22 protein-coding genes and 1 pseudogene are annotated in these 25,702 nt (G+C 52.8%); 6 read left to right on the top strand and 17 right to left on the bottom strand.

The genetic code is table 11. The annotated features are described in order from the left end of the window. Positions 1-23: 23 nt before the first annotated feature. The 7 genes from HGBM_RS26375 to HGBM_RS02715 form a co-directional block, all read right to left on the bottom strand. Complete coding sequence (locus tag HGBM_RS26375) at positions 24-3,515, bottom strand: BadF/BadG/BcrA/BcrD ATPase family protein (protein WP_019119569.1); 3,492 nt, start codon at positions 3,513-3,515, stop codon at positions 24-26. A 177-nt stretch (positions 3,516-3,692) separates the two neighbouring features. Then, positions 3,693-4,133 carry a YhcN/YlaJ family sporulation lipoprotein gene (locus tag HGBM_RS02740; protein WP_019119568.1) on the bottom strand — a complete coding sequence of 147 codons (441 nt, stop codon included), beginning with the start codon at positions 4,131-4,133 and terminating at the stop codon, positions 3,693-3,695. 150 nt (positions 4,134-4,283) lie between these two features. After that, complete coding sequence (locus HGBM_RS02735) at positions 4,284-4,610, bottom strand: SMP-30/gluconolactonase/LRE family protein (protein ID WP_147512785.1); 327 nt, start codon at positions 4,608-4,610, stop codon at positions 4,284-4,286. A gap of 90 nt (positions 4,611-4,700) precedes the next feature. Next, on the bottom strand, positions 4,701-5,057 hold the full coding sequence (locus tag HGBM_RS02730; protein WP_019119566.1) for a Na-translocating system protein MpsC family protein: 357 nt from the start codon (positions 5,055-5,057) through the stop codon (positions 4,701-4,703). A gap of 34 nt (positions 5,058-5,091) precedes the next feature. Further along, a complete protein-coding gene (locus tag HGBM_RS02725; RefSeq protein ID WP_019119565.1) occupies positions 5,092-5,571 on the bottom strand; it encodes a helical membrane plugin domain-containing protein in 480 nt (159 codons plus the stop codon). Then, a complete protein-coding gene (fdhF, locus tag HGBM_RS02720; RefSeq protein WP_019119564.1) occupies positions 5,571-8,519 on the bottom strand; it encodes a formate dehydrogenase subunit alpha in 2,949 nt (982 codons plus the stop codon). Before fdhF ends, HGBM_RS02725 begins: the two co-directional genes overlap by 1 nt. 572 nt (positions 8,520-9,091) lie before the next feature. Further along, positions 9,092-10,048 (bottom strand): carbon-nitrogen hydrolase family protein, encoded by a 957-nt coding sequence (locus HGBM_RS02715; protein ID WP_019119563.1) that lies wholly within the window; start codon positions 10,046-10,048, stop codon positions 9,092-9,094. A gap of 250 nt (positions 10,049-10,298) precedes the next feature. On the opposite strand from HGBM_RS02715, the gene HGBM_RS02710 reads away from it, so the two are divergent. Beyond that, positions 10,299-11,483, top strand: a complete 1,185-nt coding sequence (locus HGBM_RS02710) for a benzoate/H(+) symporter BenE family transporter (protein WP_147512784.1) — start codon at positions 10,299-10,301, stop codon at positions 11,481-11,483. A 120-nt stretch (positions 11,484-11,603) separates the two neighbouring features. On the opposite strand, the gene HGBM_RS02705 is transcribed toward HGBM_RS02710, so the two are convergent. Next, positions 11,604-12,068 carry a GlcG/HbpS family heme-binding protein gene (locus tag HGBM_RS02705; protein WP_019119561.1) on the bottom strand — a complete coding sequence of 155 codons (465 nt, stop codon included), beginning with the start codon at positions 12,066-12,068 and terminating at the stop codon, positions 11,604-11,606. A gap of 122 nt (positions 12,069-12,190) precedes the next feature. Continuing rightward, the gene (locus tag HGBM_RS02700) at positions 12,191-13,633 is read right to left on the bottom strand and encodes an aminotransferase-like domain-containing protein (protein ID WP_026074162.1); all 1,443 of its coding nucleotides are present in this window, start codon (positions 13,631-13,633) and stop codon (positions 12,191-12,193) included. A gap of 171 nt (positions 13,634-13,804) precedes the next feature. Between HGBM_RS02700 and HGBM_RS02695 the strand changes: the two genes are divergently transcribed. Next, positions 13,805-14,839: an aldo/keto reductase gene (locus tag HGBM_RS02695; protein ID WP_019119559.1), complete on the top strand. Its 1,035-nt coding sequence runs from the start codon at positions 13,805-13,807 to the stop codon at positions 14,837-14,839. Positions 14,840-14,869: 30 nt separating this feature from the next. Here the strand turns inward: HGBM_RS02695 and HGBM_RS02690 are convergent, their stop codons facing one another. Both HGBM_RS02690 and HGBM_RS02685 read right to left on the bottom strand, forming a co-directional pair. Beyond that, a complete protein-coding gene (locus tag HGBM_RS02690; protein WP_019119558.1) occupies positions 14,870-16,381 on the bottom strand; it encodes a xylulokinase in 1,512 nt (503 codons plus the stop codon). 29 nt (positions 16,382-16,410) lie between these two features. Further along, positions 16,411-17,010, bottom strand: a complete 600-nt coding sequence (locus HGBM_RS02685) for a class I SAM-dependent methyltransferase (protein WP_026074161.1) — start codon at positions 17,008-17,010, stop codon at positions 16,411-16,413. Between the two features lie 192 nt (positions 17,011-17,202). On the opposite strand from HGBM_RS02685, the gene HGBM_RS02680 reads away from it, so the two are divergent. Next, positions 17,203-18,840 carry a multicopper oxidase domain-containing protein gene (locus tag HGBM_RS02680; protein ID WP_026074160.1) on the top strand — a complete coding sequence of 546 codons (1,638 nt, stop codon included), beginning with the start codon at positions 17,203-17,205 and terminating at the stop codon, positions 18,838-18,840. Positions 18,841-18,876: 36 nt separating this feature from the next. Here HGBM_RS02680 and HGBM_RS02675 read toward each other — a convergent pair whose 3' ends face one another. Genes HGBM_RS02675 through HGBM_RS26370 form a run of 4 tightly spaced genes read right to left on the bottom strand, consistent with a single transcriptional unit; the run spans position 18,877 to position 21,772 of the window. Further along, complete coding sequence (locus tag HGBM_RS02675) at positions 18,877-20,211, bottom strand: HAMP domain-containing sensor histidine kinase (protein ID WP_019119555.1); 1,335 nt, start codon at positions 20,209-20,211, stop codon at positions 18,877-18,879. Beyond that, positions 20,208-20,912, bottom strand: a complete 705-nt coding sequence (locus HGBM_RS02670) for a response regulator transcription factor (RefSeq protein WP_026074159.1) — start codon at positions 20,910-20,912, stop codon at positions 20,208-20,210. The genes HGBM_RS02675 and HGBM_RS02670 overlap by 4 nt, the downstream gene beginning before the upstream one ends. 42 nt (positions 20,913-20,954) lie before the next feature. After that, on the bottom strand, positions 20,955-21,431 hold the full coding sequence (locus HGBM_RS02665) for an SRPBCC family protein (RefSeq protein ID WP_019119553.1): 477 nt from the start codon (positions 21,429-21,431) through the stop codon (positions 20,955-20,957). Between the two features lie 11 nt (positions 21,432-21,442). Next, positions 21,443-21,772 carry a hypothetical protein gene (locus HGBM_RS26370; protein ID WP_218916979.1) on the bottom strand — a complete coding sequence of 110 codons (330 nt, stop codon included), beginning with the start codon at positions 21,770-21,772 and terminating at the stop codon, positions 21,443-21,445. A 207-nt stretch (positions 21,773-21,979) separates the two neighbouring features. Here HGBM_RS26370 and HGBM_RS30165 point away from each other — a divergent pair. From HGBM_RS30165 to HGBM_RS02645, 3 genes and pseudogenes are all read left to right on the top strand, one after another. Continuing rightward, positions 21,980-22,126: pseudogene (locus tag HGBM_RS30165) on the top strand (DMT family transporter); the annotation flags it as partial. Between the two features lie 169 nt (positions 22,127-22,295). Further along, a complete protein-coding gene (locus HGBM_RS02650) occupies positions 22,296-23,003 on the top strand; it encodes an MBL fold metallo-hydrolase (RefSeq protein ID WP_019119552.1) in 708 nt (235 codons plus the stop codon). 23 nt (positions 23,004-23,026) lie between these two features. Beyond that, positions 23,027-23,626, top strand: a complete 600-nt coding sequence (locus tag HGBM_RS02645; protein WP_019119551.1) for a TetR/AcrR family transcriptional regulator — start codon at positions 23,027-23,029, stop codon at positions 23,624-23,626. Between the two features lie 3 nt (positions 23,627-23,629). Here the strand turns inward: HGBM_RS02645 and HGBM_RS02640 are convergent, their stop codons facing one another. Both HGBM_RS02640 and HGBM_RS02635 read right to left on the bottom strand, forming a co-directional pair. Continuing rightward, a complete protein-coding gene (locus tag HGBM_RS02640) occupies positions 23,630-24,412 on the bottom strand; it encodes an enoyl-CoA hydratase/isomerase family protein (RefSeq protein ID WP_019119550.1) in 783 nt (260 codons plus the stop codon). Between the two features lie 82 nt (positions 24,413-24,494). Further along, complete coding sequence (locus HGBM_RS02635; RefSeq protein ID WP_019119549.1) at positions 24,495-25,565, bottom strand: branched-chain amino acid aminotransferase; 1,071 nt, start codon at positions 25,563-25,565, stop codon at positions 24,495-24,497. Positions 25,566-25,702 lie beyond the last annotated feature (137 nt).

Raw genomic sequence — 25,702 nt, 5'->3', positions numbered from 1 at the left:
TTTTCACTTTGTGAATGCCGTGGTTAGTTGCCTGCTTGCGACATAGCGGAATGCTCGATCGGGATGATCGGCGCAGGCGGCTTCAGACCCAGCAGTTCCTGCCGTTTCTGTTCGATGCGCTGCTGCAGCACCGCCTTTTTCTTTGCCAGATCCTGCAGCCGCTCCTCATGCAGTCCCAGGCTGTGGGCATATGTTTTCACACGTATTTTGATCGAGCCGCTCGGCTTGTTGGCATCGATGTCGTGCAGCGCGGAGTACGGCGTTCCCGCCGTCGAGATGATCGAGTCGATCAGCCCGTACGTAGGCGCGTCGTGTCCGCATTTAAAACTGGACAAGTCGAGTACGGCCACATTGGGGTGGCGCGCGGAAAATTTTGCCGCCCAGACCTTTTGTACGCTGTTGGAGCTGAAGTTCTCCGGCCAGACGTCCGTTACTTCCAATGCGCGCTGCACGCGCCCGCTTTCGATGTCGCCCTGGAAAAAGCGGCCCAGCCACTCCTCGTCTTTGGGGATGGAACGCATCGAGAGAATCGGATAGCCCAGTACTTGAAACTCTTCCAAAATCCCGTGATTCAGACCGGGATCGGAGTGATAGGGCCGCCCGATCATCAAGATCGCCAGGCGATTCTCCTGTTCCACTTGTTCCAGGATCATCTTCCCTCGCTCCTGCATCTCGGCGTCAAACATGTCCAGAGCCCGCCACCCTTGTTCGACGGCAAAGTCGCTCTCGTCCTCCGTCATCTGCAACGCATCCCGGAACGCTTCGTACAACTGCTTCTTCATCAGGTGCCGCTCCGTAAAGGAAACGGCCGGATCCAAATAGGTGACGCCCCTCGTCTGGAAAAAGTCGATCTCCTTCGTAAAGGCGGCCTTGATCACGTTGGGAGCCCCCGCTACGATCGGACAGCTCGCCGAGTCCATCACATTGGACAAGTGGGTCGGAATATGCGTAATGCACGGGAAGACGATGTAATCCAGCGGCTTTCGCTCATGGTGCTTGAACAGCAAATTGTGAATGTGGGCTTGCGCCACCTTGGACGGATAGCAGGGGTCGATCGAGCCGTACTTGCCCCCTTCCAGCCACATCTCTTCGCTGGTAAAATCGCTGAACACCACGTTGTTTTTGTCGATGCCCAGCGTCTCGAAGTACGTCCGCCAGAACGGCGCTGTCGACCAGATGTTCAGGACGCGCGGAATCCCGACGCGGATCTTGCCCCGCCGCTCCATCGCCTCCACGGACGAACGCTGAAAGCCGCGCTGATACCTGGTCTTTTTCACTCTGGCCAGCCCGAGCCAACTGCGCACGACCCGGACATCCTTGATCGGCATTTCGGCTTCGGGCAGCGGCATTGGGTCGTAGAAGTGCTGGTACATCCGCTGCGCCTCGTACTCCACCAGGTTCGGGTAGTGTTTTTTCAGCTCCTGCCGCTTCCGGGTCAGCTGGATGACCGCTTCCTTGTTCTCCACCGTCCCTTTTTCGCAGCTGAAGCCCGAGATGTAGCGGGCCGTTTGTCCGTCCGGCGTTTGCGAGTCGATAAAGGTCCTGCTGCAGTGGTTGGGACAGAAGGTGCAGCGGGTGGTTTCGTCGTTTCGGGTGACGTACTGCAGATGAATGGCCGCATCCAGTCCCAAAAAAGTGGAATACCCGCGCCGCTTCACGACTCTCAGCGTCTCCATCGCCGCCCCGATTGCCCCCGCTTCCCCTGGATGAGGATTGACGAATACTTCCGCGTCGGGTACGCGCTGCTTGATGTAATCGACCTGCGCCTTCACCGCGGCGAGATTGTACTGCGTGCCGCCCTGCAGCACGAACCTGCGCCCCAATTCAGCCATTCGCGGGATTTGCACGACGTACTGCCAGACATTCTTTGGCAAGACGAGCGCAAGTCCGGCCAGCAGTTCCTCCTTCGAATACCCTTCCTTCTGAAAATTGACGCGGTCCGCGTCCAGGAATACCGCACATCCATAGGAGAATTTTGGAGAGAGGTCAGCCTTGAACGCGGTTTCCGCATACTCCTGGACGGGAATGCCGAACTGATCGGCCATCGCCTGCAGCAGCATGCCGTTCCCTGCCGAGCACTGATTGGACAGTCTGAAGTTGCGGATGTCTCCGTTTTTCATAAAGAGGACCTTGATATCCTGTCCGCCGATATCGCAGATCACGTCCACATCGCCAAATTCGTGAACGGCGCTCATCATATGGGCCACGGTCTCGACGATGTTGACATCGGCTTTCAGCGTTTTTTCCAGAACGTCGGCCGCATATCCGGTGGCGCCGAAGCCGATGATCTCAAGCCGCGCTCCCTGCTCCCTCACTCTCTCGTCGATTCGTTTCAGCATTTCCTTGGTATCTTCCAGGGGATTGCCTTTGGACAGCTGATACTCCTTCAGCAAAATCGTGCCGCTTTCATCGACCAGCACGGCTTTAGACGAAGTGGAGCCCCCGTCCAGTCCGATGACCGCCCGTACTTCTTGGCCCGGTGTAAAGCTTGCCGGCGTAAAACGGGGAATGCTGTACTTCCGGCGAAACTCTTCCAATTCCCTCTCTTCGCTGACCAGGGGCGGTCCGGCATTCTCCCCCAATTTCGCTTTGCGGCCGTGGGCTATGAATTCCTTCAGCCCTTCAAGCCCGGTGTAGGCGCCGACACCGGCCGGTTCATGCATGCCGTACATGACAGCCCCGTAAGCGGCGTAATATTGGGAGTTGCTCGGTACGAAGATCAGTTCCTCAATGGGTACATCCCTGGGATAATCGTACCCCCGTTCCTCCCAGGTCTCTGGAATGCGCTTTCGCCAGCATTCTTGCAGGAAAGGCAGGTATGTATTTGGACCGCCGAGCAAAAGCACGCGATGCCGCAGCGTATTGCCGCGGGTGAGTACAGACAGGTTTTGCATCACGATCGCATCGGCAAGCGAACACATGATCTCGTCTCCGGGAATGCCGCTTTTGACCAGATTGACGATATCCGTTTCTGCAAATACACCGCATTTGGCTGCCACATGGTGCAGTTTGCTGTCGTTAAAATGGAGCATGCCCACTTCCTCCATCGGCATCCCCACTTTGATCATGCACTTGTCAATGGTCGCCCCCGTCCCGGACGCACACTTGTCGTTCATCGAGGTAAGGGCTTGCTTGTCTCCTGTTTCTTCGTTTGCTTTAAAAATGATGATCTTCGCATCTTGACCGCCCAGTTCAATCACGCTGCCTACATCGGGGTGAAGATGCTCCACGGCCATCGTGACGGCATTCACCTCCTGAACAAACTTGGCGCCGATGTGCTCCACAATCGGACCGGCTCCGGAGCCTGTCATAAAGACACGGATATTCTCCTGGCTGACACCGGCAAATTCGTTGCCGATCGTAATGAGAAACTCGAGGACTTTCTCTGCCTGCTTCGTGTGGTGACGTTGATAGTCCGACCAAAGGATTTCATTGGTCACGGGGTTGACCACGGTGGCTTTGACAGTAGTCGAACCGACATCAATGCCGATAATCAAAGATTTCAGACTGTTCATCGCGTTATCCACTACACCACGTCCTTTCCGCAAAAATACATTTATATCCTTTCACTCGAATTTGTAATATATACACAGTGGTAACCCTAAAAAACGACCGGACCCTTCCAAAAGCAAAAGGGGCCAGGGACAACCTCCCTGACCCATTTCCGGTCAACTCCATTTTTTATATGCCGCTCATCCCTTCATCCTATCTTCAATATCTTTCATCTGTTTCTTTTGCTTGCAGGCATCCTCGCGTTTAGAAGACCAGGGAGTATTGCTTAGCATTTGTAATTCATTGATGATCGCCTTGTCGGAGGAAATGTGAATGTTTGATTTCGGAAACGCTTCCTTTAACTTCTTCGCTGTATTTTTTTCGATGGATTTGAATCTGAGGCGGTTAAAGTTGCTTATTTTGATCCCTACATGCAGTTCTTTATCGATTTGTACCGCGACAGCATCGTCAACGCCAGGTACTTGCTCCACAATGGATTTTACAGTCTTTTCCACATGAAAATGCCGGACGGGTGTCTCTTTGCATTCCGCTGCAGACGCAGCTTTTGTCTGTTGATTGGATTGTGCAGCACAACCGGTTAACAATACAAACAGCGATAATATCAATGGCTTGATACGCAAAGTGCATAACCCCCTAACCATCCTTAGCATTTCACGAAACTTGCATTTTATGGTTAGAAAGTTTTTACACGATAAGTGATTATTTGCCATTCTAAAAAAGGAAAAGTAGTCGTTCGTCATGGTCCAATTTCGATCCATGCCGCCACCAATCTATTTGCTGCCGGGTTCAATCTTGGCAATAGACGTACCGATCCCGGGTTCGTTCGGTTTGTTGACTCCTCGGGGCAGGTCATAGTTGCTCACGTAGAGCGTGGTTCCAACAAAATGCAAGCTTGCCGGGAACTCCAACGGCCCGTGATTATCGTTGCCGGCCACCTCCGCCACTTTGCCGTCGGAAGTCACTTTGACGATGGAATTGCGTTCGTTCGCACATACATAGAAATCGCCCTTCGGACCGAAAGCGAAGCCGTCTGCTCCGTACAGAAGCGGATCTTTCGCCACGCGCTCCATCCGGCCGAAAGATCCGTCTGCATTCACCTTGACCCGGTTGATCTCGCCAAAGCGAAATCTATATCATCCAATTGCCCGTTTTTTTCGTCATCCACTTTCAACGAAAGATGCGAAAGATTACCTGGGATCAAGCGGTTTATCGAATACAAACACGGTCATGGCAATGTCTTCTTCGATATTGATGTCCGAAAAGATCCTCAAGATTTTCGCCTTCATCAAATGTTCCAGTCTCTCTATGACCTCAGGATTCTTGTAGATGTTTTTCACCAACTTCGTCCGTGCTTCATGAACCATTCGTCTGCCGTCCTTCGAACCAATCATAAATTTTTCCACATTCGTCAGGTTCCCTCTCATCTCGCTGATCGCCCAGGAATCGACGAAACGAGTCAATATCTCTTTCGGACCGTTTCCCACATGTTCTTTTCTGATCTCGCGAACCACCATGCTGAATTGATGCTCCAGGTTTTTGGTCATGCGATTTCCCCCTTTTGCCACTTTCAAAACAGAGTCAGTCTTTTAAGCCTTCTCCTACCCCTTTCAGCAGGTTGATGCCAAAAGCGATCGCCCGATTGACGTCAGGATCGCGCAGGGCCTTGATCAAATCGAAAATGCCAATGGCAGCTTCCGTACGACTCCCCTCTTCAGCCTTTTGCAGCCCTTTCGCCAACCCGCTCATCAGCTTTTTCGTCATCTCCGGATTTACCGCCGTTAACTCCCCGGCAGCGGCCAGCGCATTGTTGATCATATTGGTGACAGGGGGGCGTCCCATTTGCCCCACGACGATTTTGGCAATCTCTTCTTTCGCTTCGACGGCGGCGTTGAGCGCTCCGAGAATCCCGCTATTGTGAAGTTCCTGGAGCAGTTTGATCGCTTCTTGGATGCCGTCGGCGTTTTTCGCAAGCACTTCGATGACATTCTCCACGGCTTGGTTCTGTCTTTCTTTTTCGGTGACAGGTGTTCTTGCGATACGGGTGATGGGTCTTGCCATTATTTTCTCCCTCCCGCTACATTTACATCTGAGATTGGCTCATAATCGGCTCTGGCCCACTTGCGTTCTACTTGTACCCCGAGCTGCGGATTTCGCTTGGCGAAACGAGGGTTGTACCTGGGAAGCGGAATCGTTCCTGTTTCTTCAAGAATCTGCATGCGAACCTTCACCTGTTTGTAGGCCGGAGTATGCGTCTGCACGTCAAACCCGCCGCCGGTCAGCAGATTTACGGCGCTTTCATGACTTGCCGAGTGCATCGGAACGTAGATGTCTTTCCCGCGCATGCGGTCGGTCACGAGTGCGTGAAGCTTGATTCTTCCATAAGGCGATTCCAGACGTACCAGCGTTCCGTCCTGGATCCCCCGCTCCGCGGCCAATTCCGGCGAGACTTCAACAAACACTTTCGGGAGCTTGTATTGGAGACCTTCGGATTTGTTTGTAAGATTTCCTTCATGAAACTGTTCCAGCAGACGGCCGTTGTTCAGCGTCAAGTCAAATTCTTCCGGGAACTCCATGGGAGGGACGTATTCAAAGAGCGCCAGCCGCGCCTTTTTGTCCGGGAAGTTAAATCCCTTGGTATAGAGAAGCGGCGTATTGCTTCCGTCCGGCGAGCCCCAGTGGAAGCTGTTCCAACCTTCCAAAACGTCGTAATTGCATTGCGAAAAGAACGGTGTGAGCGAAGCCATTTCGGCGAAGATTTCGCTTGGATGGCTGTAATCCCAATCAAATCCCATTCGCTTCGCCAGCTGGCTGAAAATCCACCAGTCCGGTTTGCTGTCGCCGACAGGGTCGAGCGCTTGGTACAGCCGCTGCACACGGCGTTCGGTATTGGTAAACGTGCCGTCTTTTTCAAGCGATGGCACCGCGGGCAAAATGACATCGGCAAATTCAGCGGTTTTGCTGAAGAAGACGTCCTGCACCACGAGAAAATCAAGTTTGGCCAGCATCTCTTGGGTATGGTTGGAGTCTGAATCTACCCACGCCATGTCCTCGCCGGCAATGTACATGCCCCTAAGCTCGCCCCGGTCTACCGCCTCCAGCATTTCAATGTTGTCCAAACCGCGTTTGCCAGGCAGCTTCACTCCGTAAGCCGCTTCAAATTTGGCGCGAATCTCATCGTCTGTCACCCGCTGGTATCCCGGAAAAATATCCGGCATGGTTCCCATATCGGCGGCCCCTTGAACGTTATTGTGCCCGCGCAGCGGAAACGCACCGGCACCCGGACGCATAAAGTTGCCGGTGACGAGCAGCAGGTTGGCAATGGCCGTGGACGTATAGGAGCCCGCCACGTTTTGCGTGACGCCCATCCCCCAGCAAATGGCGGTTCCGTCTGCGTCCCGTATCATTTTGGCTATTTCGATGATCGTCTCTTTTGAGATGCCGGTCTCTTGTTCGGCGAATTCCAGTGTATACCTCTCCAGCAATTTCACATATTCCGGGAAGAAATGCACATGTTCATCGATGAAAGCCTGGTTGTGCCAGTTTTGATCGATCATGTACTTGGCCACGGCTGACAGCCAGACGTAATCCGTTCCTTGTCGCGGCCGAATGAACAAATCCGCCCGGTCTGCCATTTCATGCTTGCGGAGGTCGACGGTAATCAGTTTTTGCCCGTGCAATTTTTTCGCACGCTTGATTCGGGTCGCGAGTACGGGGTGTGCTTCGGCCGTGGCAGTCCCGATCAAAATCACAAGTCCAGCCTGTGCAATGTCTTGGATCGTCCCCGTGTCGCCGCCAATCCCGCCGGTCTGCTGAAGGCCCCATGACGCCGGGGACTGACAGTAACGAGAGCAGTTATCTACGTTATTCGTTCCAAATACCTGGCGGGCCAATTTTTGCATCAAGTAGTTTTCTTCGTTGGTAAACTTGGAGGAGGAAATAAATCCCAAAGCATCTCCCCCATGCGCTTCTTTTATGGAACCCAGTTTCCTTGCAACCAGACTGAGGGCCTCCTCCCAGGTGGATTCCACAAATTCATCGCCCTGTCGAATGAGCGGTTTCGTCAGTCGCTCTTCGCTGTTGACGAAATCCCACCCGAATTTCCCCTTCATACACGTTGAGATTCCGTTAACGGGCGCTTCCGGAGAAGGTTCGATCTTCAAGATTTTACGGCCTTTCGTCCAGACTTCAAACGAACAGCCTACACCGCAGAAGGTACATACTGTTTTTGTTTTCTTGGTCCGCGTCTCCCGCATGGCCGCTTCCATTTCCGAAATGGCAAAAATGCTGCTGTAGCCGGGTTCAACCTCCTTGATCAAATCGATCATCGGATTCAACAGTTCTTGATCAAGACCGGTCATAAACCCAGCTTCGCCCAGCATCGATTTTTCCATCAGCGCATTGCAAGGGCAGACCGTTACGCACTGTCCGCAAGAGACGCAAGATGACTCATTAATCGGTTTATCGTCATCCCAGATCACCCGCGGAATCTCTCGTTCCCAATCGATGGTGAGCGTTTCATTCACCTGCAAATCCTGACAAACCTCTGTACAGCGTCCGCAGAGGATGCACTGATTGGGATCGTAGCGATAGAAGGGATGCGACATGTCTACCTCGTAGCCTTTTTCCCGGAACGGACGTGTCTGATGCTCAATTTCCAGCAGCTCCGCTGTATTGTGAACCCGGCAGTTTCCGTTGTTGTTGTCGCAGACGGTGCAATACAGCATGTGGTTTTCCAAAATCCGGTCCATCGCTTCCGTCTGAGCCCGCTTTGCCCGCTCGGAAGAAGTGAGAATGTTCATCCCGTCTTCGATATAGGTCGAACATGCCCGCATGATCTTTCCGTCGATTTCACACATGCACGTGTCGCAGGTCTGGATCGGACCCAGTTCGGGGGAGTAACAAATGTGCGGATGCTCTATCCCCTGCTGCAGAAGGTAATCGAGGATGCGTGTGCCTGCTTCGGTTTCGTGCTTTGCTCCATTTACGTGAAAACTCGCTTTTTTCATCTGCAAAACCTCCTGTTTCAAATAAAAGCCCACCATAAAACAACTTGTGCAAAACAGATACACAAACTGTTTTATGGTGGGCTAACACTTGGCAACGAATGATACCAGTTATCCATCCCGCCATAGATTTAGGGGTGATCAGGATGTGATTGGCAAACCGTTTTTACCACACATCAATGATCTGACACTTCATTATATCACAGAATGGAAATCCCTGCGCTAGAAATGAACCAGCCATTTTTCGAAAAAGATTGCCATCCACTAAACAAACAGGCGATAGGGAACTTTAAGCACAGAACTTTTTCGACCCTTGCAATCATGGTAGTCAGATCATCGAGGACGTGTTGTTTCATGATTCCCGGTATTGTATGCACTCATGGAAAGCTTATGCAAAGAAAACTGTCAACCAACAGGCAAAACAATCGGACGCAATTCCGTTTCCCCCGGTTAACCGAAAAAACCTTAGACGTTCAGACGTGAATGAAAACGCGTCTGCGTCCGAGTTTCTCGAATACGTTTCATGAAAAAGCGCGTCCTGGAAAAGGACGCGTTTGAATGTACCACTATTCACGCTATTTATCAGGCGAATACCGAACGATATCCTGCTTTTGTCGATTCACCACCAATTGAAAGACATCCGGGCGGCTGTAATGGCCCACGGCGTCAAAGTCGTAACGGCTTCGCGCGACCAGGGAAAGATCCAGATCGGAAATCAGCATGCCCTCTTGATGATAGAGCGGCTCCGCAATGTACTCGCCAAGCGGTCCGACAATCGCACTGCCTCCTCTGCAAATAACGTCCGGATCTTCATTGATGTCCTCGTAGCATGCCAGATCGGTTGGATAGGAATCTTTTGTCACAAACTGATTGCAGGACAGGACAAAGCAGCGGCCTTCACAGGCAATATGCCGGATCGTCGCCTGCCAGGTGTCGCGGGCATCTGCCGTCGGCGTAATGAGAATGTCGATGCCTTGGGCGTACATGGCGGTGCGAGCCAGCGGCATGTAATTTTCCCAGCAGATCAGACCGCCGATTTTTCCGAAGGGAGTATCAATGACCGTAAGCGTGCTTCCATCACCCTGTCCCCACAGGAGGCGTTCGGAACCCGTCGGCACAAGCTTGCGGTGTTTTCCCAGAACATTCCCATCCGGTCCGATGTAAACAATCGAATTGTACAAGGTCCCCCTGCTGAATTCTTGATCCCGCTCCACAACTCCGACAACGAGATAGACACCCGTCTCTCTGGCAAGTTCCCCGAGAATCTCCGTTTCGGCACCCGGTACATCGATGGCACTTTCCCAGTATCGCGCCCAATCCCTTCGTCCATCTTCATTCCGGCTTCCGACACGCGTCCCAAAATACAATCCCCGCGGATAACCCGGCAGGAACACTTCGGGAAATACAACGAGCTGAGCCCCCAGCCGAGCGGCCTCCTTCGTTTTGCTGGCGATTTTCTCCATGGATGACTGCTTGTCAAAAAGAATCGGCGAGGATTGGATGACCGCAGCACAAACATTCCTTTTTTCCATGACCGTAATCTCCTCTCAGCGTAGACATACTTGATTCTATGATAAAAGGAACGCAGGTAAAACAAACCATCCAATAGGCCGCTTTTCGGGCCATCCAATTTATCCAATATAGGATGATAAAAAAGGCTGAACGATTGGATGGTTGCGAATCTACAGAAAGTCTTTATAATGAAATTCATGAAAAATGCAAAAAAGAAAAGCAAAGGATCTCAGCTGCCAGTCGCATACTTGAGAGGGGTATCGTTTTTACGTGAACAGTCAAAACATATCAGCAGGAATATTGTCAGCTTTAATGGCTTGCACGGGTGGAGCCATCTTGGTCATGAATACAGGCAATTTGGCAGGATTAAGCCAGCCGGAAATGATCTCATGGCTATCCATTATTTATTTTGTAGGCGGCAGCCTCAATATTGGGCTGTCACTGCGGTATAAAATACCGATTGCGGGTGCTCATTCCATTACAGCCGCAGCTTTTTTGAGCACGGCGGCCGCCCCATTCTCGCCGCAGGAATTGGCCGGGAGCTTTATGATGGCAGGCGGGTTAATCGCTTTGCTTGGATTTTCGGGAATCTGTAAAAAAATATTGGAACTCATCCCAAAACCGTTGATCGATTCGATGCTGGCAGGTTTAATTCTAAATTATGCCGTTCAAATCGTGCCCGCTTTCAAAGAGTCTCCCCTTGTAGCAGGATTCGCCATTTTGGGATTCTTCCTTGTTCCTAAAATTTCCAAATCAATCCCGCCGCTGCTTGGCGTCCTTGTTTTTGGCGTTCTTGGCCTTTTCCTGGGATATGATTTTTCGATGGTATCAGAGGCGCAATTTACCTTGCCGCATCTTATTGTGCCGTCTTTTACAGCCCAGGGTTTCTTTTCCCTTTCCATTCCGGTAGCCGTGTTGATATTGAGTAACGATATAGCTGTTGCCCTGGCCGCGCTGAAAAAAAACGGATTTGACCCGCCAATCAATAAAGCGATTGCCATTTCCGGCATGGGTACAACGTTTGTAAGCCTATTTGGAGGACATTCCGCAAATATCGGGGGCATGATGACAGCACTTTGCAGCAGCGATGAGGCAGGTCAAAAGGAAAGCCGCTTCTGGGCAGCCGTCATTTCAGGCACAGCAGTTGCCCTGTTCGGAATCTTTGCCTGGAAAATCATCGTCATACTTGAATTGCTGCCCGTATTTTTCATTTCTCTGGTAACCGGATTTTCCCTTTTGGGCGTGTTATTGGGCAGTCTTCAATCCGCCTTCACAGCGACCTCTTACAGGTACTCGATCTTGTTTGCCTTTGTTATTGCCATTTCGAACGTATCATTTCTGGGGATATCGTCTGCCGTATGGTCATTGCTGGTTGGCGGCATCACAGCCAAGCTGCTGGGCGAAGGGAAGGTGCAGGAAAGGACTGCAGCAGTACGAGAAAAGAATGCAGTCTAGCAGGACTTGAACTTTGACGGCTTTTTTCATCTAAAAGCGGCTGACCATGCCAACTGCAAAGGAGGCCCATGCTCCCATCGTGGAATCGGACGGGGACATGGCCTCCTTTCCGTTTGGCGGCTAACTGTAACGCTGTGTCGAACCACTTTGTACGTCAGTGCTCGAGGTCCTTCCATTCATCGACTCGAAATATTGCACCGCCGCATTGGCAATCTCGATGTCTTGTGCGCTGCTTCCCCCGCTTACACCAATCCCGCCGACAATACGTCCCCGCACAACGAGCGGTATGCCCCCTCCCAGGATGACAATTCTGCCGTAATTGGTCGTGTTCACCCCGAACGCAGGACCGCCCGGAAGCGCTGATTCTGCCAAATTTGCTGTCGGCATTTGCATGCTTACGCTCGTCCAGGCCTTGTTCTTGGAAATTTCAATGCCGGCGATGCGAGCATGATCCATGCGAGTAAACGCAATCAGGTTCCCGCCGTCGTCAACGATCGCAATATTGCTGGAGAGCCCCATCTGTCGGGATTTTTGTTCGGCAACCGCGATTAACCGCTTGGCAGTCTCCAAAGTAAGCCTTCCCATGTTCTCACTCCCCTCCCTTTCTGCTACAGAATATGGCGACGGTACAGAAGCCGTGCATGCTCAAGACCATCGCGATGACTGCTGTCTGGTCGAGGCAGCGTCTTGCGGCATGGGGATTGCGGTCACTTGCTTTTGTCAAAGCTGCGCAAGGCATCGGAGAAGCGGGATATGGCTTCGTAAATCTGCTCTCCATCAGCCCGTCCGAAGGTAAATCGAGCGCAGCCTTTCTGTGTCCCAAAAATACTTCCCGGAACGTAGACAACTCCTCTTCGGATTGACTCTCTTAACAACAGCTTTTCATCGATATCCGCTTTCACTTTGCACCAGATGTGAATCCCGCCTTCAGGCGCTAAAAACTCCACCTGATCATCCAACAGGTCGTAGAGCGAGAAGACGATTTTATCCCGGTTGTACGCCAGTGCGTCACGAAGCCTATGCAGGTGCAGCGAAAAATCCTGCGAAGACAAAAACTGATTCGCGATCCACTCGGGAATAATGCTGTGTCCAAAATCGATCTGCTGTTTTGCGTCCGCCAAGCGTTCAATGACTTTTTGCGGGCCAAGGATCCAGCCGATGCGCAGTCCGGAAGCCATGATTTTGCTCAGCGAACTGATGTAGAGAACAGAACCGCTCTGATCCATTGATTTTAACGTGGCGACCTCGATGTCTCCAAACGCTGTTAAACTGTACGGATCATCCTCGACGATCGGGATTCCGTAGTAGGAAGAAATCTCCAGGATTCGCTTTCTTCGTTCCAGGGAGAGATACGAGCCATTCGGATTTTGAAAATTGGGATTAAGAAATACCATTTTTATGCGATGCTTCTTATACAGTTCAACCACATCATCCGGGTGGATCCCCTGTTCATCAACCGGCAACAAAAAGGCTCTTATTCCCGCCGATTTAAATAAAGGCAATGAATAACAATAGGACGGGTCTTCAATCGCGATCGCATCACCTGGTTGGAGCAAGCACTGGACAATCAGGTAAAGAGCCTGCTGTGCCCCTGAAGTGATGAGAATTGAGGCAGGGGTTGCCGAAATATTTCTGTATGCTTGCAAGTGTACGGCGATGGTTTCACGCAATTGCAGACTACCCTGAGGATGATCGTAGCCGACATGGTAATTGAATTCTTGAGTCGCCATGATCTTGCGAAAGTATCGGGAAGCAGACAAATCGGGTGAAAGTTCTCCGCTCGCCAGATCGATCAGGTCAAGATCGTACGTCTCTTTTCGGATGCTTCGCATCACTTTTGTGTTCGGCAGAAAAGACCCCGTTTCAATTAGTTTTTCCCAGTTCGGAACCCGTTTGCTGGCGCTCCCCCAAATGTTTCGGCTGACGATCGTGCCTTTTCCCTGCAAGCTTTCAACAATGCCCAAAGAACGTAGTTCTTCATAGGCAGCAACGATTGTCGAACGGTTTACCTGTAATTCCTTGGAAAGCAAGCGTTCGGAAGGGAGCAGGCTTCCCGCAGGAAATTCTCCATTGGCGATGCGCTGCTCAAAGTATTGGGCAATTTGCTTGTACACGGGGATTTGACTTTTACGATTCGGCTTCCAATCCATCATATGGTTCACTTCCTTCCCCTCACCCTGCGTTCCTAGTGGACGGTGATAATTTTATCCAACTGGAGGGTTCGCTTCTGTTTCGTAATGGATAATATAGTTTCAACACCAGATTACTATATTATCACCAATTGTTGAATGGAGCAGGGTTTACGAGAGGAGAGAGGATCATTGAAGTACAGACCGTTTCCTGGAACCAATTCGCTGGTCTCTGAAATTGGCTTTGGCGTTTGGACAGTCGCAACCCATTGGTGGGGCGTCACGGATCGAGATGCAGGGAGAAAGCTGCTGAAATCGGCGTATGAGGACTACGGAATCACCTTTTTTGATACGGCGGATGTCTACGGCGACGGCTACGGAGAAACCATCCTTGCCGAAACACTGGGCGGTGTTCGCGAGAAAATTTTCATCGCGACCAAATTCGGATACGACATCTACCAATACCCCGGCGAGCGAAAAGGGCATGCAGAGCTGCCGCAAAACTGGTCAAAGGAACATATCGCCAAGGCTTGTGAACAAAGTTTGAAGCGTCTGGGTACGGATTACATTGATTACTATCAGCTTCACAATCCGCGAATGGACGCGATACAAAATGATGAAGTGTTGGAAGCCCTGGAACGGTTGCTAGCCCAGGGCAAGATTCGCAGCTATGGAGCAGCGCTGGGACCTGATCTCGGCTGGAGGGAGGAAGCTCTTGCAGCCTGGAACAAAGGATACGCGGCCGTGCAGGTGATCAACAATATCTTGGAACAAGAGCCTGCCAGAGACTTGCTTCGGGTGGCAAACGAACAGGGAAAATCACTCATTGTTCGAATCCCTCATGCCTCCGGGCTGCTGGACGGGACCTATGATCCTGACAGGCATTTTGCCAAGTCTGACCATCGAGCGCATCGGCCGGTCCATTGGATGAAAGCAGGCCATGAGGTAGTGAATGAGATGAAGTCGAGAGGGTTATTCGACGAGACCAACCGAACATTGGGTCAGTTGGCCATCCAGTTTTCCCTGTACCATGCCCGTGTTCTCTCGGTAATCCCTAACATTACCAGCGAAGAGAATCTGAGAGAATTCGCGCTGGCATCCGATACCGCCCCCCTTTCCAGGGAAGAGTTTGAGCAGTTGGATCTGCTTTGGGTCAACGGTTATCGTGACAGATTAAAACAACCGCTATCCGATTCGATTAGCAAACCCGCCCCTTTGCCCAGGTAATGTTTCCGGTTATCACCTGAACAGCTGCCCTTACCGGTGAAACACATCCTGCAAAGCCGGGTAAAGCATGAGATACCGTTCGTACTTTTTCTGATACACCTGGTTCAACGCATCGTCCGGAACGTAACGATCAAACGGCTGACTGGCCAGCCGCGTTTTGGCGAACTGCCCGTAGCTTTCGCTCCAGCCAAGGCTGACAAATCCGGCGGCGGCACAGCCGAGTGCCGGAAGAAATTGCGCTTCTTTGGGTACGGTTATTTCCATCCCGGTGATGTCGGCAAAGATCTGATTCCACACGCGGCTTCTGGTTCCCCCGCCAATCAGGACAAGCCTGCGGGAGCGGTTTGAGACCGACAGCAGTTCCATGACTTGTCGCATCGCCATTGCCACGCCTTCCAGTACGGCGCAGCTCATCTCCGCCCTGGTCGTCCTGGGAGTCAAGCCGAAGAAACAACCGCTCGCCAGCGGGTCGTTGACCGGACAGCGTTCCCCGTTCAAATACGGCAGGAAGATGGCGCCGCTGCGGGAGCGGTCGCACGCCGCCATTTCCTGCTCCAGCTCGGCAAAAGCCGCCGCTTCGTCTGTTGTCCCGCGGCTGCCGAAGACGGACAGCGCCCATTTGTGCGCACTGCCGGCGTTCGACAGAGGTGTGATTGCGATCAGCAAGCGGGACGCCCCATGGGCGAGATGAAACCCGCCTCCTGCAATGGAACCAACCCGGTCCGTCGTAGCGGCTACCCAGCCGGATGTACCCAGATAGGCATAGACGTCACCCGGTTCGGTCACTCCCGCCCCAATCGTCGTCGCACCGGCATCGCCAATGCCGCAGAGCACAGGGGTACGGGCAGCAAACCCGGTAGCTGCCGCCGCTTCCGGCAGGACATGTCCGGCAATGCTGTCAGCCGAAAGAAGCTCCGGCATTTTCCCGATATCTACGCCAAACTGGCGGAGCCATTCCCCCCTCCACTGCCGGGTGGACAGGTCCATCACGCCGGTCGTTGCGCCAGTTGTCGGGTCAGCCACGTGGCGGCCGGTCAGTTTTCGGATCACGTAATCTTTCGAACTGATCAGAAAGCTTGCCGTTTTCTCATAACCTGCTCGCTCATGTTCCATCAGCCAAAGGATTTTCGGAAACGTCAGCGAGCCGTCCATGTGATTCCCGGTGACCCGGCGGATGTTGGCCTCCCCCAGCTCAGCGGCGATTCGCCCCGCTTGCTGTCCTGCCCGTACGTCCGCGTACAAAATGGCTGGACGCACCGGTCTGCCCTCGCCGTCGACGGGAATACAGTCCTGCATCTGGCCGCTCATGACAATGAGCTGCACGTCGGCCGGATTGATGCCGGACGACCACCATGTTTGGGCGATGGCGACGACCGCCTCGTACCATTGTTCCGGATCCTGCTCGATCGTCTGCGTTTCCCCTTCCTGGCCGTATTCCGTCCGCAGAGCGATTGTCGTTTCCTCGTGAATCGTAGCGTGTTCCGACACGAGTATCCCTTTTGCGCTCGTCGTGCCGATATCGAATGAGGCGATGTATTTCATGGCGTCAACCTCCGTGTCTCCATGCGTGTCTAAACCATCTTTCCATTACCTGCTTCCAACGTTATGAACAACCCCCGGCAGTGTGTTTGTCTGCGGATGACTTTGAAGCCTTCCTGCTGCAGCACTTCAGCCGTCTTGCGATTCAGCTCGCAGCCGTCACATACACGTTTCCACAGAGGCGTAACCCAATCCTGTATTTTGCCGACGACCGGGTGGTCCAGCCGGACATGTTCGAGCAGGAGAACCTTTGCATCTGGTTTGCATACTCTGCTGATTTCCTGAAAAGCCCGCTTGGGATCTGGAATGGTACAGAATACCAAAGTCGCTACGGCTGTATCAAAGAAGTTGTCTGCAAAAGGGAGCAGCTCCGCCCCGCTGTCCATCACCTGAATCGGTACGCGGCTCTCTCTTCTCCGGTTCATTGACCTGCTCCGCATCTGCGGATTGGGTTCAATCGCGATCACTTCTTCTGCATGCTCATAATAAGGGAAGTTCAGTCCGGTGCCGGAACCAATCTCCAGAACCACCCCGGTTGCCCTGCTCACCAGCTCTTCGCGAATTTCCCGCATGCCCCGTCTTTCCAAGGGATCCATCAGGATGTCGTAGAAACGAGAAAACCATTCAGCCACGTCATTTTCCCCCTCGATTACTTTGCCACAGATCGTCAGAAAATACCTTGCGAACCATTTGCAACGATCCTGGTCCGGGGCGTAAAGCCAATTCCCCAAGCAGAAACATCTTCATTTTTTCTACATAATCGTGTGATACCCTCTTTGCAGATACTGTAAAGGAGGTATCACACCATGTCAAATACGACACGCATGAAGAAGCGGATCGCTCTTCCGGTCTTGCTTGCAGGAGCCCTGGTGCTCTCCGCCTGCTCGAATAGCAGTCAACCGCCGAATCCCAAGGAGCACGACATGGCCCACCCAGCATCAGCAGCTCCTCAAGGGGATCAAGCCAAGCCTGTGTCCGCTTCTGAAGATTTAGCTCAGCATGTGCTGACGGGAAATACGTTTACACTTACGGCCAAGGAAAGCACGCTTCGGCTCGATGACAACACGGTAAAAGAGGTGTGGACCTACAACGGAACAGTCCCTGGGCCCGAGCTGCGCGTCAAGCAGGGCGAGACGATCCAGGTAGTCTTAAAGAACGAATTGCCGGAACCGGTCACGATTCACTGGCATGGCCTCCCTGTCACCAATAGCATGGACGGGATTCCAGGGGTTACCCAGAATGCCGTGAAACCGGGCGAAAGCTTTACCTACCAGTTCAAAGCGGACGTTCGCGGAACCTATTGGTACCATTCCCATCAGAACGGTGTGGTGCAGGTCGACAAGGGACTGTACGGATCTCTTGTGGTAGAACCCAGCGATCCGCAGCCTGTCGATAAGGATTACACGCTCGTTCTGGACGAATGGCTGAAAGATGACAGCATGGCAGAAATACACGGCGGTGGCCATGCCGGGATGAATCTGTCAAACGGCAATCCCGACGGTGGACACCAAGCTATGGACATGGGTCATTCCAGAAATGGCCACTCCGGCATGAACATGGGCAGTCCGGAAATGCCGATGAGTGACGCAGAAATGATGCCGCTGATGTACACGATCTTCTCTGCCAACGGCAAGACCGGATCAGCGATTCAACCCCTGATGGTAAAAGAAGGAGATAAAGTGAGAATCCGCCTTGTCAACGCCGGCTTTCTCTCGCACAAACTCAACCTTCAGGGACATGAATTCAAAATTGTTGCCACGGATGGGCAGCCGATCAACCATCCGCCCCTTGTAAGCGGGCAATTGTTAAACATCGCACCGGGAGAGCGGTACGATATCGAATTTACCGCCAATAACCCCGGCAGTTGGCTGCTGGAAGAGCGAAGCTCCAACCCGGGGGCAAAATCATTGACCGTTCCGATCGTCTACGAAGGGTTTAAAACCGCGGCTGCCAAAGCAGAATCCGGCGACTTGCCCTTGCTTGACATCACCCAGTACGGCGAAGCCGCAAAAAGCCATTTTTCGCTGGACGACAAATATGACGTCGAGTATACGATGGACTTAAATACGAAAATGGCCAACGGAGAAATGGCGTTTACCATAAACGGCAAAACATACCCCGATACCCCTCCCATCGATGTCAGGAAGGGTGACCTGGTAAAAGTTACGCTGGTGAACAACTCACCGAAAGACCTACACCCCATGCATCTGCACGGCCACTTCTTCCAGGTATTGAGCAAGAACGGCAAGCCGGTCTCCGGTTCACCGCTGGTCAAGGACACGTTGAATCTCCTCCCGGGCGAAGCATATGTGGTGGCCTTCAAGGCTGACAACCCCGGCAACTGGATGTTCCATTGCCACGACCTTGGCCACGCATCGAAAGGAATGATGACCGAAGTAAAATACGCCGGCTTTAAACCCGATTTTACGATTGATCCGACGGTTAACAATATACCGGAGTAAACGTGTGGCAAAAGGGCAGGAACAACCGTTCCCGCCCTATTCTCTCTTTGCCGGCAGCCTGACTGTAACAGTTGTTCCCCTTCCCGGTCCACTCGTGATCAAGACCTCTCCATGATGGGCTTCTACGATTCCTTTGACAATCGTCAATCCCAGTCCCGTGCCGCCGCTTTCCCTGCGGCGGGAACGATCACCGCGATAAAATCGTTCGAACACGTATGGCAAATCGTCAGGCGGAATTCCGGCGCCATTATCCGTTACGCTTGCTTCAACGAATCCTCCTTGATTGCTGACCGAAACCGTTGCCTCGCCGCCTTGTGGGGTGTGTCTCAACGAGTTTGTCAGCAAATTGGAGAACACCTGGGCCAATCGCTGGCTGTCACCCATTACCCAGGCAAAAGACGCCAGCTGGCTTCTCAACATGACCCCTTTTTGCTGAAACGCCGCCATCATGGAATTCACCGTCTTTTCTACGACCTGGTTCAGGTCCACCGCCTCGCAGGAGATGCTGAGTGCACCGGCTTCTGCCTGAATGACCTGATCCAGGTCGCTGACGAGTCGGGTAAGCCGCAGGACCTCGGAGCGTGTCGCCTCCAGATGTTCCGGGGTTGCCTCCCAAATCCCGTCTATCATCCCTTCTGTTTGCGCCAGCAGCGTATTTAACGGCGTACGCAACTCGTGAGCAATGTCTGAGGTGAGCCGCTTCCTCAGCTCATCCTGCTGCTTCAAAGTCCGGATCAAGTGATTAAAGGTTTCGACCAGGCTGGACAGCTCGTCCTTGCCCTTGGGGACCGCTACCCTCGCAGAAAAATTCCCCCTGGCTGCAGCGACCGCCGCTTTACTCATCATGACAATCGGCTTCGTAAAATGTCGGGCGGTAAAGATGCTGACCAAGCAGACAATCACGAGCAAAGCGGTCATCGTCCACCACATCGCATTGGTATGGGCAATCTGAAAATGTTCTTCCAAAGACATGGCCCCTGCATTGTCGTATCGTATGCCAATATATCCGACCGCTTCGCCTTCTTTTGTAATGGGAGTTATGTCTTCGCTGACGCTGAACAACGTATCCCGGTCTGTTTGTCCAAATGTGCAGAGTGACTGTCTGTTGGAGTCATACAAGGTCATTTGCTGCCCTAAAAAACGGGAAACATCCTCCAGTTTCTTACAGGCGACATCCTTCCATCCATGTTCCTTTTCGTATGCTTCCTGCAGAAGGCCGACAAGCGCCTCCGTATGTCTCTGATTTACATCCCGTACATAAAGGGAAAAGTGGTGGTCCATTTCTTTGATTGAGAGAATGGTCGAAATGAGGATGCCGCTGGCGCTGACCGCCATAAACACCAGCGTCAGTCTGATCCAGATGCTTTTCATCTGGTCCCCCCGGTGACTTTATCGGGATTGTCGAGGCGATACCCCAGACCGTACACCGTTTTTATGTAGCGAGGCTGTCTCGGATCATCCTCAATCTTGTAACGCAAGTTCTTGATATGCGTATCGATGGTCCGGTCGCTGCCTTCGAAGCCTAATCCCAGCACTTCTTCCACCAGTTCCTCCCGTGTCCACGTGCGGCCCGGATAGCGGAGCAGCGTTGTCAGCAATCGGTATTCACTCGGTGTCATCTCCACCGGCTGTCCCCTCTTCGTCACACTCTTCTTCCGCAGGGAAACAATCATGTCGCCACATTCGACGATATCGCTCAACGCTTGGTAATCGCCCGTCCGGCGTAAAATAGCGCGAACCCTGGCGACTAACTCGCGTGGACTGAACGGCTTCACAAGATAATCATCGGCACCGATCTCCAATCCGGCAATTCTGTCGGCTTCACTGCTTTTTGCCGTCAGCATCAGGATGGGGACGCGGGAAGTTTTGCGGATTTCCCGGCATACCGCTTCCCCCGTCATGTCCGGCAGCATCAGATCGAGGATAATCAGTCCGGCTTGATCCGCTGCCGCCAGCTCCAACGCCTCTCGCCCGTTTTCGGCAGTCATCACATGATACCCTTCCTTCTTCAGATAAGAGGAGAGAATCTCCAGTATTTGCGGCTCGTCATCAACGATAAGTATTGAGGACACGCCTGTCACCTCCACGTCGGATCCAATCCGCATGACTTTTTTCTATGAGACCTCCGCTGTTGCCCGAACGTATTTTTCATACCATTTTTCCCATTCAGCCTTGCGGGACTCCACTGTTCTGCCATCCAACAGGGCAGAAATGACCTCGAGACATACATGCCAGCCGGCCAGATCTTTTGGGGTATGAGCCGTCATCACTTTGATTTTTTCAATGAAGACCAACAGACAGCCGTCTGCCTCCGGATACAGCTCGAAGCGAACGATGTCGTCACCCCAGGTATATTCCAAAACAGAATGCGTGGAAAGCTCAAGTATCTTCATTTCCGCAAAGGTGCCGTCCTGCATGTCAAACTTGATCAGCCCGCCTTCGCGAAGATCTTCAACCTGCAGCTCGGAAAACCATTTTGCCAGTTTCTCGTTCTCTGTCAGAAACGCCCAGACCTCCTCGACCGAATGCCTGAAATGACGTTCAAATCGCGCGATATAACCGTTCTCCGCCTTTTCAATATCCGCCAACATCGCCTTTCCTCCTATTCATCGGATGATCTTGCAAGCATAGCCCGTCCGTCCGGGAAATGCTCGATCCACCCAAGCTCCAACAGCCGTCTTGTCAGGGCAGCCCCCAAGCTCCCTGCCAAATGGTGCCGGCGCTCGCTCCAGTCCAGGCATTGGCGGGCAAAATAAGGACGGCTTTTCGGGTTCCCTTCTACATCTACGCCAAAATCCTGCAATCGCTTCTTGCCGGCTTCGCATAAGAGGTAATCCTTGCCGGATTCCTTGATCAGCCGCAATTCCAGCAGCCGGTCTGTCAGGGCAACGCCGATTTTTGCCGGCCAAATGGTCGTAACAGGTACGGGCAAATTGCAGGGCGTGCAGCTGCTCTGACTCGCGGAAGGATTTCACCGGTTTGCGACGCGTAACGGGTCACCGATCAGCCCCGCTATTTCGGCAATATTGGGATTTGCCCCCATATCCCGCCCCCCTGAAACAACATTCATACTTCGATCTTAACCGAATCGTAATGATGATACAATTGCCGTATCATGATACATGCTGAGGAGGAATGTATGAACCCTGTCTTGTACGGAATGCCTGTCCTCCTTGCCACCTCCCTTATGGGTTCTTCCTTTGCAGAGGGAAAATTGGGCCTGGCCTACATCTCCCCGCTGCTGCTCGTCGGCATCCGCTTTACGCTTGCCGGGCTGCTCATGGCCCAGGCGTCACCCTGGAGTCTCCAAGTTCGTCATCAACCCTGCGTCGATCGGGATTGTTCTCTACCTCGCTATTTTGGGGTCGATTGTGCAGTTTTTGCTTGCAAAAACTAATAACATTAGTTTAAATTAAACTAACGACATTAGTTTTTTGGAATGAGGTTGTCCTGCTATGAAAATCACCCGAATGGGATCCGTTTACCAGCTTTCGTTTTTGCCCCGGTTTTTTCCAGTCAACTGCTATTTGGTCGAACAGGATGACGGGCTCACGCTGATCGACGCTGCCCTGCCATTTAGCAAGAACGGGATTGTCGAGGCGGCTCGGCAGATCGGCAAACCGATCACCAGGATTGTCTTGACCCATGCCCACGACGACCATGTCGGATCGCTTGACGCGCTGAAGGAAACGCTCCCGCATGTTCCGGTCTACATCTCCGCCCGCGACGCCCGCTTACTGTCCGGGGACGTTTCCCTCGATCCCGGAGAACCGAACACGCCAATCCGCGGCGGGGTCCCCAAAAAGCTGAAGACGCGGGCAGACGTGACGCTCGCCGACGGAGATCGGGTGGGTTCGCTGTTGGCGGTAGCCGTACCGGGACATACGCCGGGGTCGATGGCGTTCCTCGATACGCGCAGCCGGGCTTTGATCGCAGGTGACGCCATGCAGACAAGAGGCGGCGCAGCCGTATCCGGGCAGATCAAACCGCTGTTCCCCTTTCCTGCCTTGGCGACGTGGAACAAGCAAGCGGCACTGGCAAGCGCGCGAAAACTGCGAGAGTGCCGCCCGACCCTGTTAGCTGTCGGCCACGGGCGGATGTTGGATGATCCGCTCAAAGCGATCGACTCCGCCATCCAAGCAGCGGAAAGAACCCTCACTTAAAAAACGGGAAAGGAGCATGAAGCATGTCACCTAGAATCGGATTGGATCAGACGACCCTGCTGCAAGCGGCCGCGGAGCTCGCCGACACACATGGCTTCGAGAACGTCACGCTCGCCCTGCTCGCCAGGAAATTGAACATACGCACCCCATCGCTGTACAACCATATCGACGGTCTGCCGGGATTGCGCAAAAAGCTGTCCGTCTACGGGTTGGAACGATTGTACGAGAAGCTGGGTCACGCGGTGCAAAATCACTCCGGCGACGATGCTGTCCGGGCGTTGGGCAAGGCGTATCTGGCCTTCGCACGCTCCCGCCCCGGGCTTTACGAGCTCACCCTGCGCGCAGCCGATCCCGGCGACCCGGAGGCAGCGGATGCAGGAAGCAGAATCGTCGAGCTGATCGTAGACATCCTAAGCGCTTATGACTTGGCAGACGATGCCGCCCTCCACGCCGTGCGCGGCCTGCGGAGCATTCTCCACGGCTTCGCGTCGCTGGAGCAGAAGGGCGGGTTCGGCCTTCCATTGGATCTGGATAAAAGCTTTCAACTGCTGCTTGATGCGTTCCTGGAGGGCATTCACGCGATGCGTGATCATATGGCCCCAAATGATAGACGCAAGCTCTGAGCCCTACTTCTTCAGCCCGAAAAATTGGCGGGAAGCGATTTGAAACTCCTCGCTTTTAAACCGATTCGTCTGGTGCATGATTTCCAGCTCCAGAACCTCGGCCAGCGAGGAGTTCATCCCTTGCTGCAACAGTTGTTTGCATATTCTGAATACTTCGAAGGGACCGCTTGCCAGCTGCTGTGCCATCTCCATCGCCCGCTGCTCCAACTGCTCTGCGGGCAGAACCTGGTTGACCAACCCCATGTCAAGTGCTTCATTGGCCGCAACAGGCGTGCCCAGATACAATAACTCCAGGGCTTTCGCTCTCCCCAGCAGCTGCGGCAGAAGGTAATGCGAACCCAGATCAGGAATGAGACCCATCCGGGAAAACGAAAAGCGGATGCTCGTATCGGGGGCGGCCAGACGGATGTCACAAAGCAGCGAAAGGGCAGCCCCGCCGCCTGCTGCATGCCCGTGCAAACAGGCAATGGTGGGCAGCGGCAGTTCATACCAGCGTTGGGCAAACCAGTGGAACTTCGAGATATACGTCTTCAGGGCTTTTTTATCCTCCTGCGTTTTGGCCTGAAACGCTGCCAGATCCCCTCCGCTGCAAAACCCGCGGCCTGCTCCGGAAAGAATGACGGCGCGATACGTTTCGGGGCAGCCCTTCTCAATTTCGCTTACAGCATGATGCAATTCTGTGATCATTTCTTCATCGATGGCGTTTAATCTCTCCGGCCGATTCAAGGTGATCCGCAAGATGCCAGGATCCGTCTGTTCCGCAAGAAGTGTACGAAACGCCTTCACAACATAACCCCCTCTCTTTATCCTATAAGAAAAAGCAGCCGGACCTAAAAAGCTCCAGACTGCTTTTGTCTTTTCTCCAGCCTTACTCCACCGGAATGGTCCAGCCGAAAGGATCGGGCTGTGTGCCGTTTTGTATGCCTGTCAAGGAGTCGTACAGCTTCTTCGATAATTCGCCCGTTTGTCCGTTGTTGATGACCATTTTTTGCCCCTGCCAGTACAGTTCGCCGACCGGCGAAATGACGGCAGCGGTCCCCGTCCCGAACGCCTCTTCAAACGTGCCGTTTTCATAAGCCTGATGCAGTTCCTCCATCGAGATTCTCCGTTCCGATACAGGAACGCCCCAGTGCCGGAGCAGCTGCAGGACAGAATCTCTGGTAATCCCGTCCAGAATGCTTCCGTTCAAAGCCGGGGTGATGACTTCTCCGTTGATTTTAAAGAAGACGTTCATGCTTCCGACTTCTTCAATGTACTTTCTTTCAACGCCGTCCAACCACAGTACTTGCGAGTACCCTTTATCGGTCGCTCCCTCTTGCGCCTTGAGGCCGGCTGCGTAGTTGCCAGCCGTTTTTGCCGCTCCTGTCCCGCCTGGCACGGCGCGAACGTAATGATCTTCCACATAAATTTTAACCGGATGAATGCCTTCTTCATAATACGAGCCGACTGGCGACATGATGATCATGAATTTGTAGTGGTTTGACGGGTTGACGCCAAGCGTCGGTTCGGTGGCGATGACAAACGGTCGGATGTACAGGGACGTGCCTTCCGCCGCCGGAACCCATTCCTTGTCTATGCTCACCAATTTTTTCAAAGCCTCGATCAAGAATTCTCCGTCAAGCGGAGGAATACTCAAGCGATCATTCGAACGATTCAATCTCTTCATATTCATCTCCGGTCGAAACAAGAGAATCCGGTTTTCTTTGGTCCGATATGCTTTCAACCCTTCGAAAACGGTCTGACCGTAATGAAAAACCTTAGCGGCCGGGTCCAAGGTGATCGGCTGATAAGGGACGATTCGCGGCTGATGCCACCCTTTTTCCGTTGTGTAATCCAAAATAAACATATGATCCGTAAAATACTTTCCGAATCCAAGTTGTTCAGGCTCTGGTATTGATTTTTTTGCTTCGCTAATCACGATTTCAAGCGAACGGTCCATCTAGGCTGCATCTCCTTGCATATATTCGTAAATCATTTCGTTTGCAGAATGCAATCAACTGTTTGTTTTGTCTGAAATTTCCGCCATTCATCTTCCAAAAAAATAACTAGACAACGTCAATCCAACCATACTGCTTC

Source organism: Brevibacillus massiliensis (assembly GCF_000311785.1).
Classification (GTDB): domain Bacteria; phylum Bacillota; class Bacilli; order Brevibacillales; family Brevibacillaceae; genus Brevibacillus_C; species Brevibacillus_C massiliensis.
This window is presented reverse-complemented; position numbering and strand designations above follow the sequence as displayed.

Bases quoted from the DNA above. Each gene is read 5' to 3' on its own strand.
- fdhF (WP_019119564.1), bottom strand. From the start codon at position 8,519: ATGAAAAAAGCGAGTTTTCACGTAAATGGAGCAAAGCACGAAACCGAA.
- HGBM_RS02690 (WP_019119558.1), bottom strand. From the start codon at position 16,381: ATGAAATACATCGCCTCATTCGATATCGGCACGACGAGCGCAAAAGGG.
- HGBM_RS02715 (WP_019119563.1), bottom strand. From the start codon at position 10,048: ATGGAAAAAAGGAATGTTTGTGCTGCGGTCATCCAATCCTCGCCGATT.
- HGBM_RS02650 (WP_019119552.1), top strand. From the start codon at position 22,296: ATGAAAATCACCCGAATGGGATCCGTTTACCAGCTTTCGTTTTTGCCC.
- HGBM_RS02665 (WP_019119553.1), bottom strand. From the start codon at position 21,431: ATGTTGGCGGATATTGAAAAGGCGGAGAACGGTTATATCGCGCGATTT.
- HGBM_RS02700 (WP_026074162.1), bottom strand. From the start codon at position 13,633: ATGGATTGGAAGCCGAATCGTAAAAGTCAAATCCCCGTGTACAAGCAA.
- HGBM_RS26375 (WP_019119569.1), bottom strand. From the start codon at position 3,515: ATGAACAGTCTGAAATCTTTGATTATCGGCATTGATGTCGGTTCGACT.
- HGBM_RS02725 (WP_019119565.1), bottom strand. From the start codon at position 5,571: ATGGCAAGACCCATCACCCGTATCGCAAGAACACCTGTCACCGAAAAA.
- HGBM_RS02645 (WP_019119551.1), top strand. From the start codon at position 23,027: ATGTCACCTAGAATCGGATTGGATCAGACGACCCTGCTGCAAGCGGCC.
- HGBM_RS02635 (WP_019119549.1), bottom strand. From the start codon at position 25,565: ATGGACCGTTCGCTTGAAATCGTGATTAGCGAAGCAAAAAAATCAATA.
- HGBM_RS02680 (WP_026074160.1), top strand. From the start codon at position 17,203: ATGAAGAAGCGGATCGCTCTTCCGGTCTTGCTTGCAGGAGCCCTGGTG.
- HGBM_RS02730 (WP_019119566.1), bottom strand. From the start codon at position 5,057: ATGACCAAAAACCTGGAGCATCAATTCAGCATGGTGGTTCGCGAGATC.
- HGBM_RS02705 (WP_019119561.1), bottom strand. From the start codon at position 12,068: ATGGGAAGGCTTACTTTGGAGACTGCCAAGCGGTTAATCGCGGTTGCC.
- HGBM_RS02675 (WP_019119555.1), bottom strand. From the start codon at position 20,211: ATGAAAAGCATCTGGATCAGACTGACGCTGGTGTTTATGGCGGTCAGC.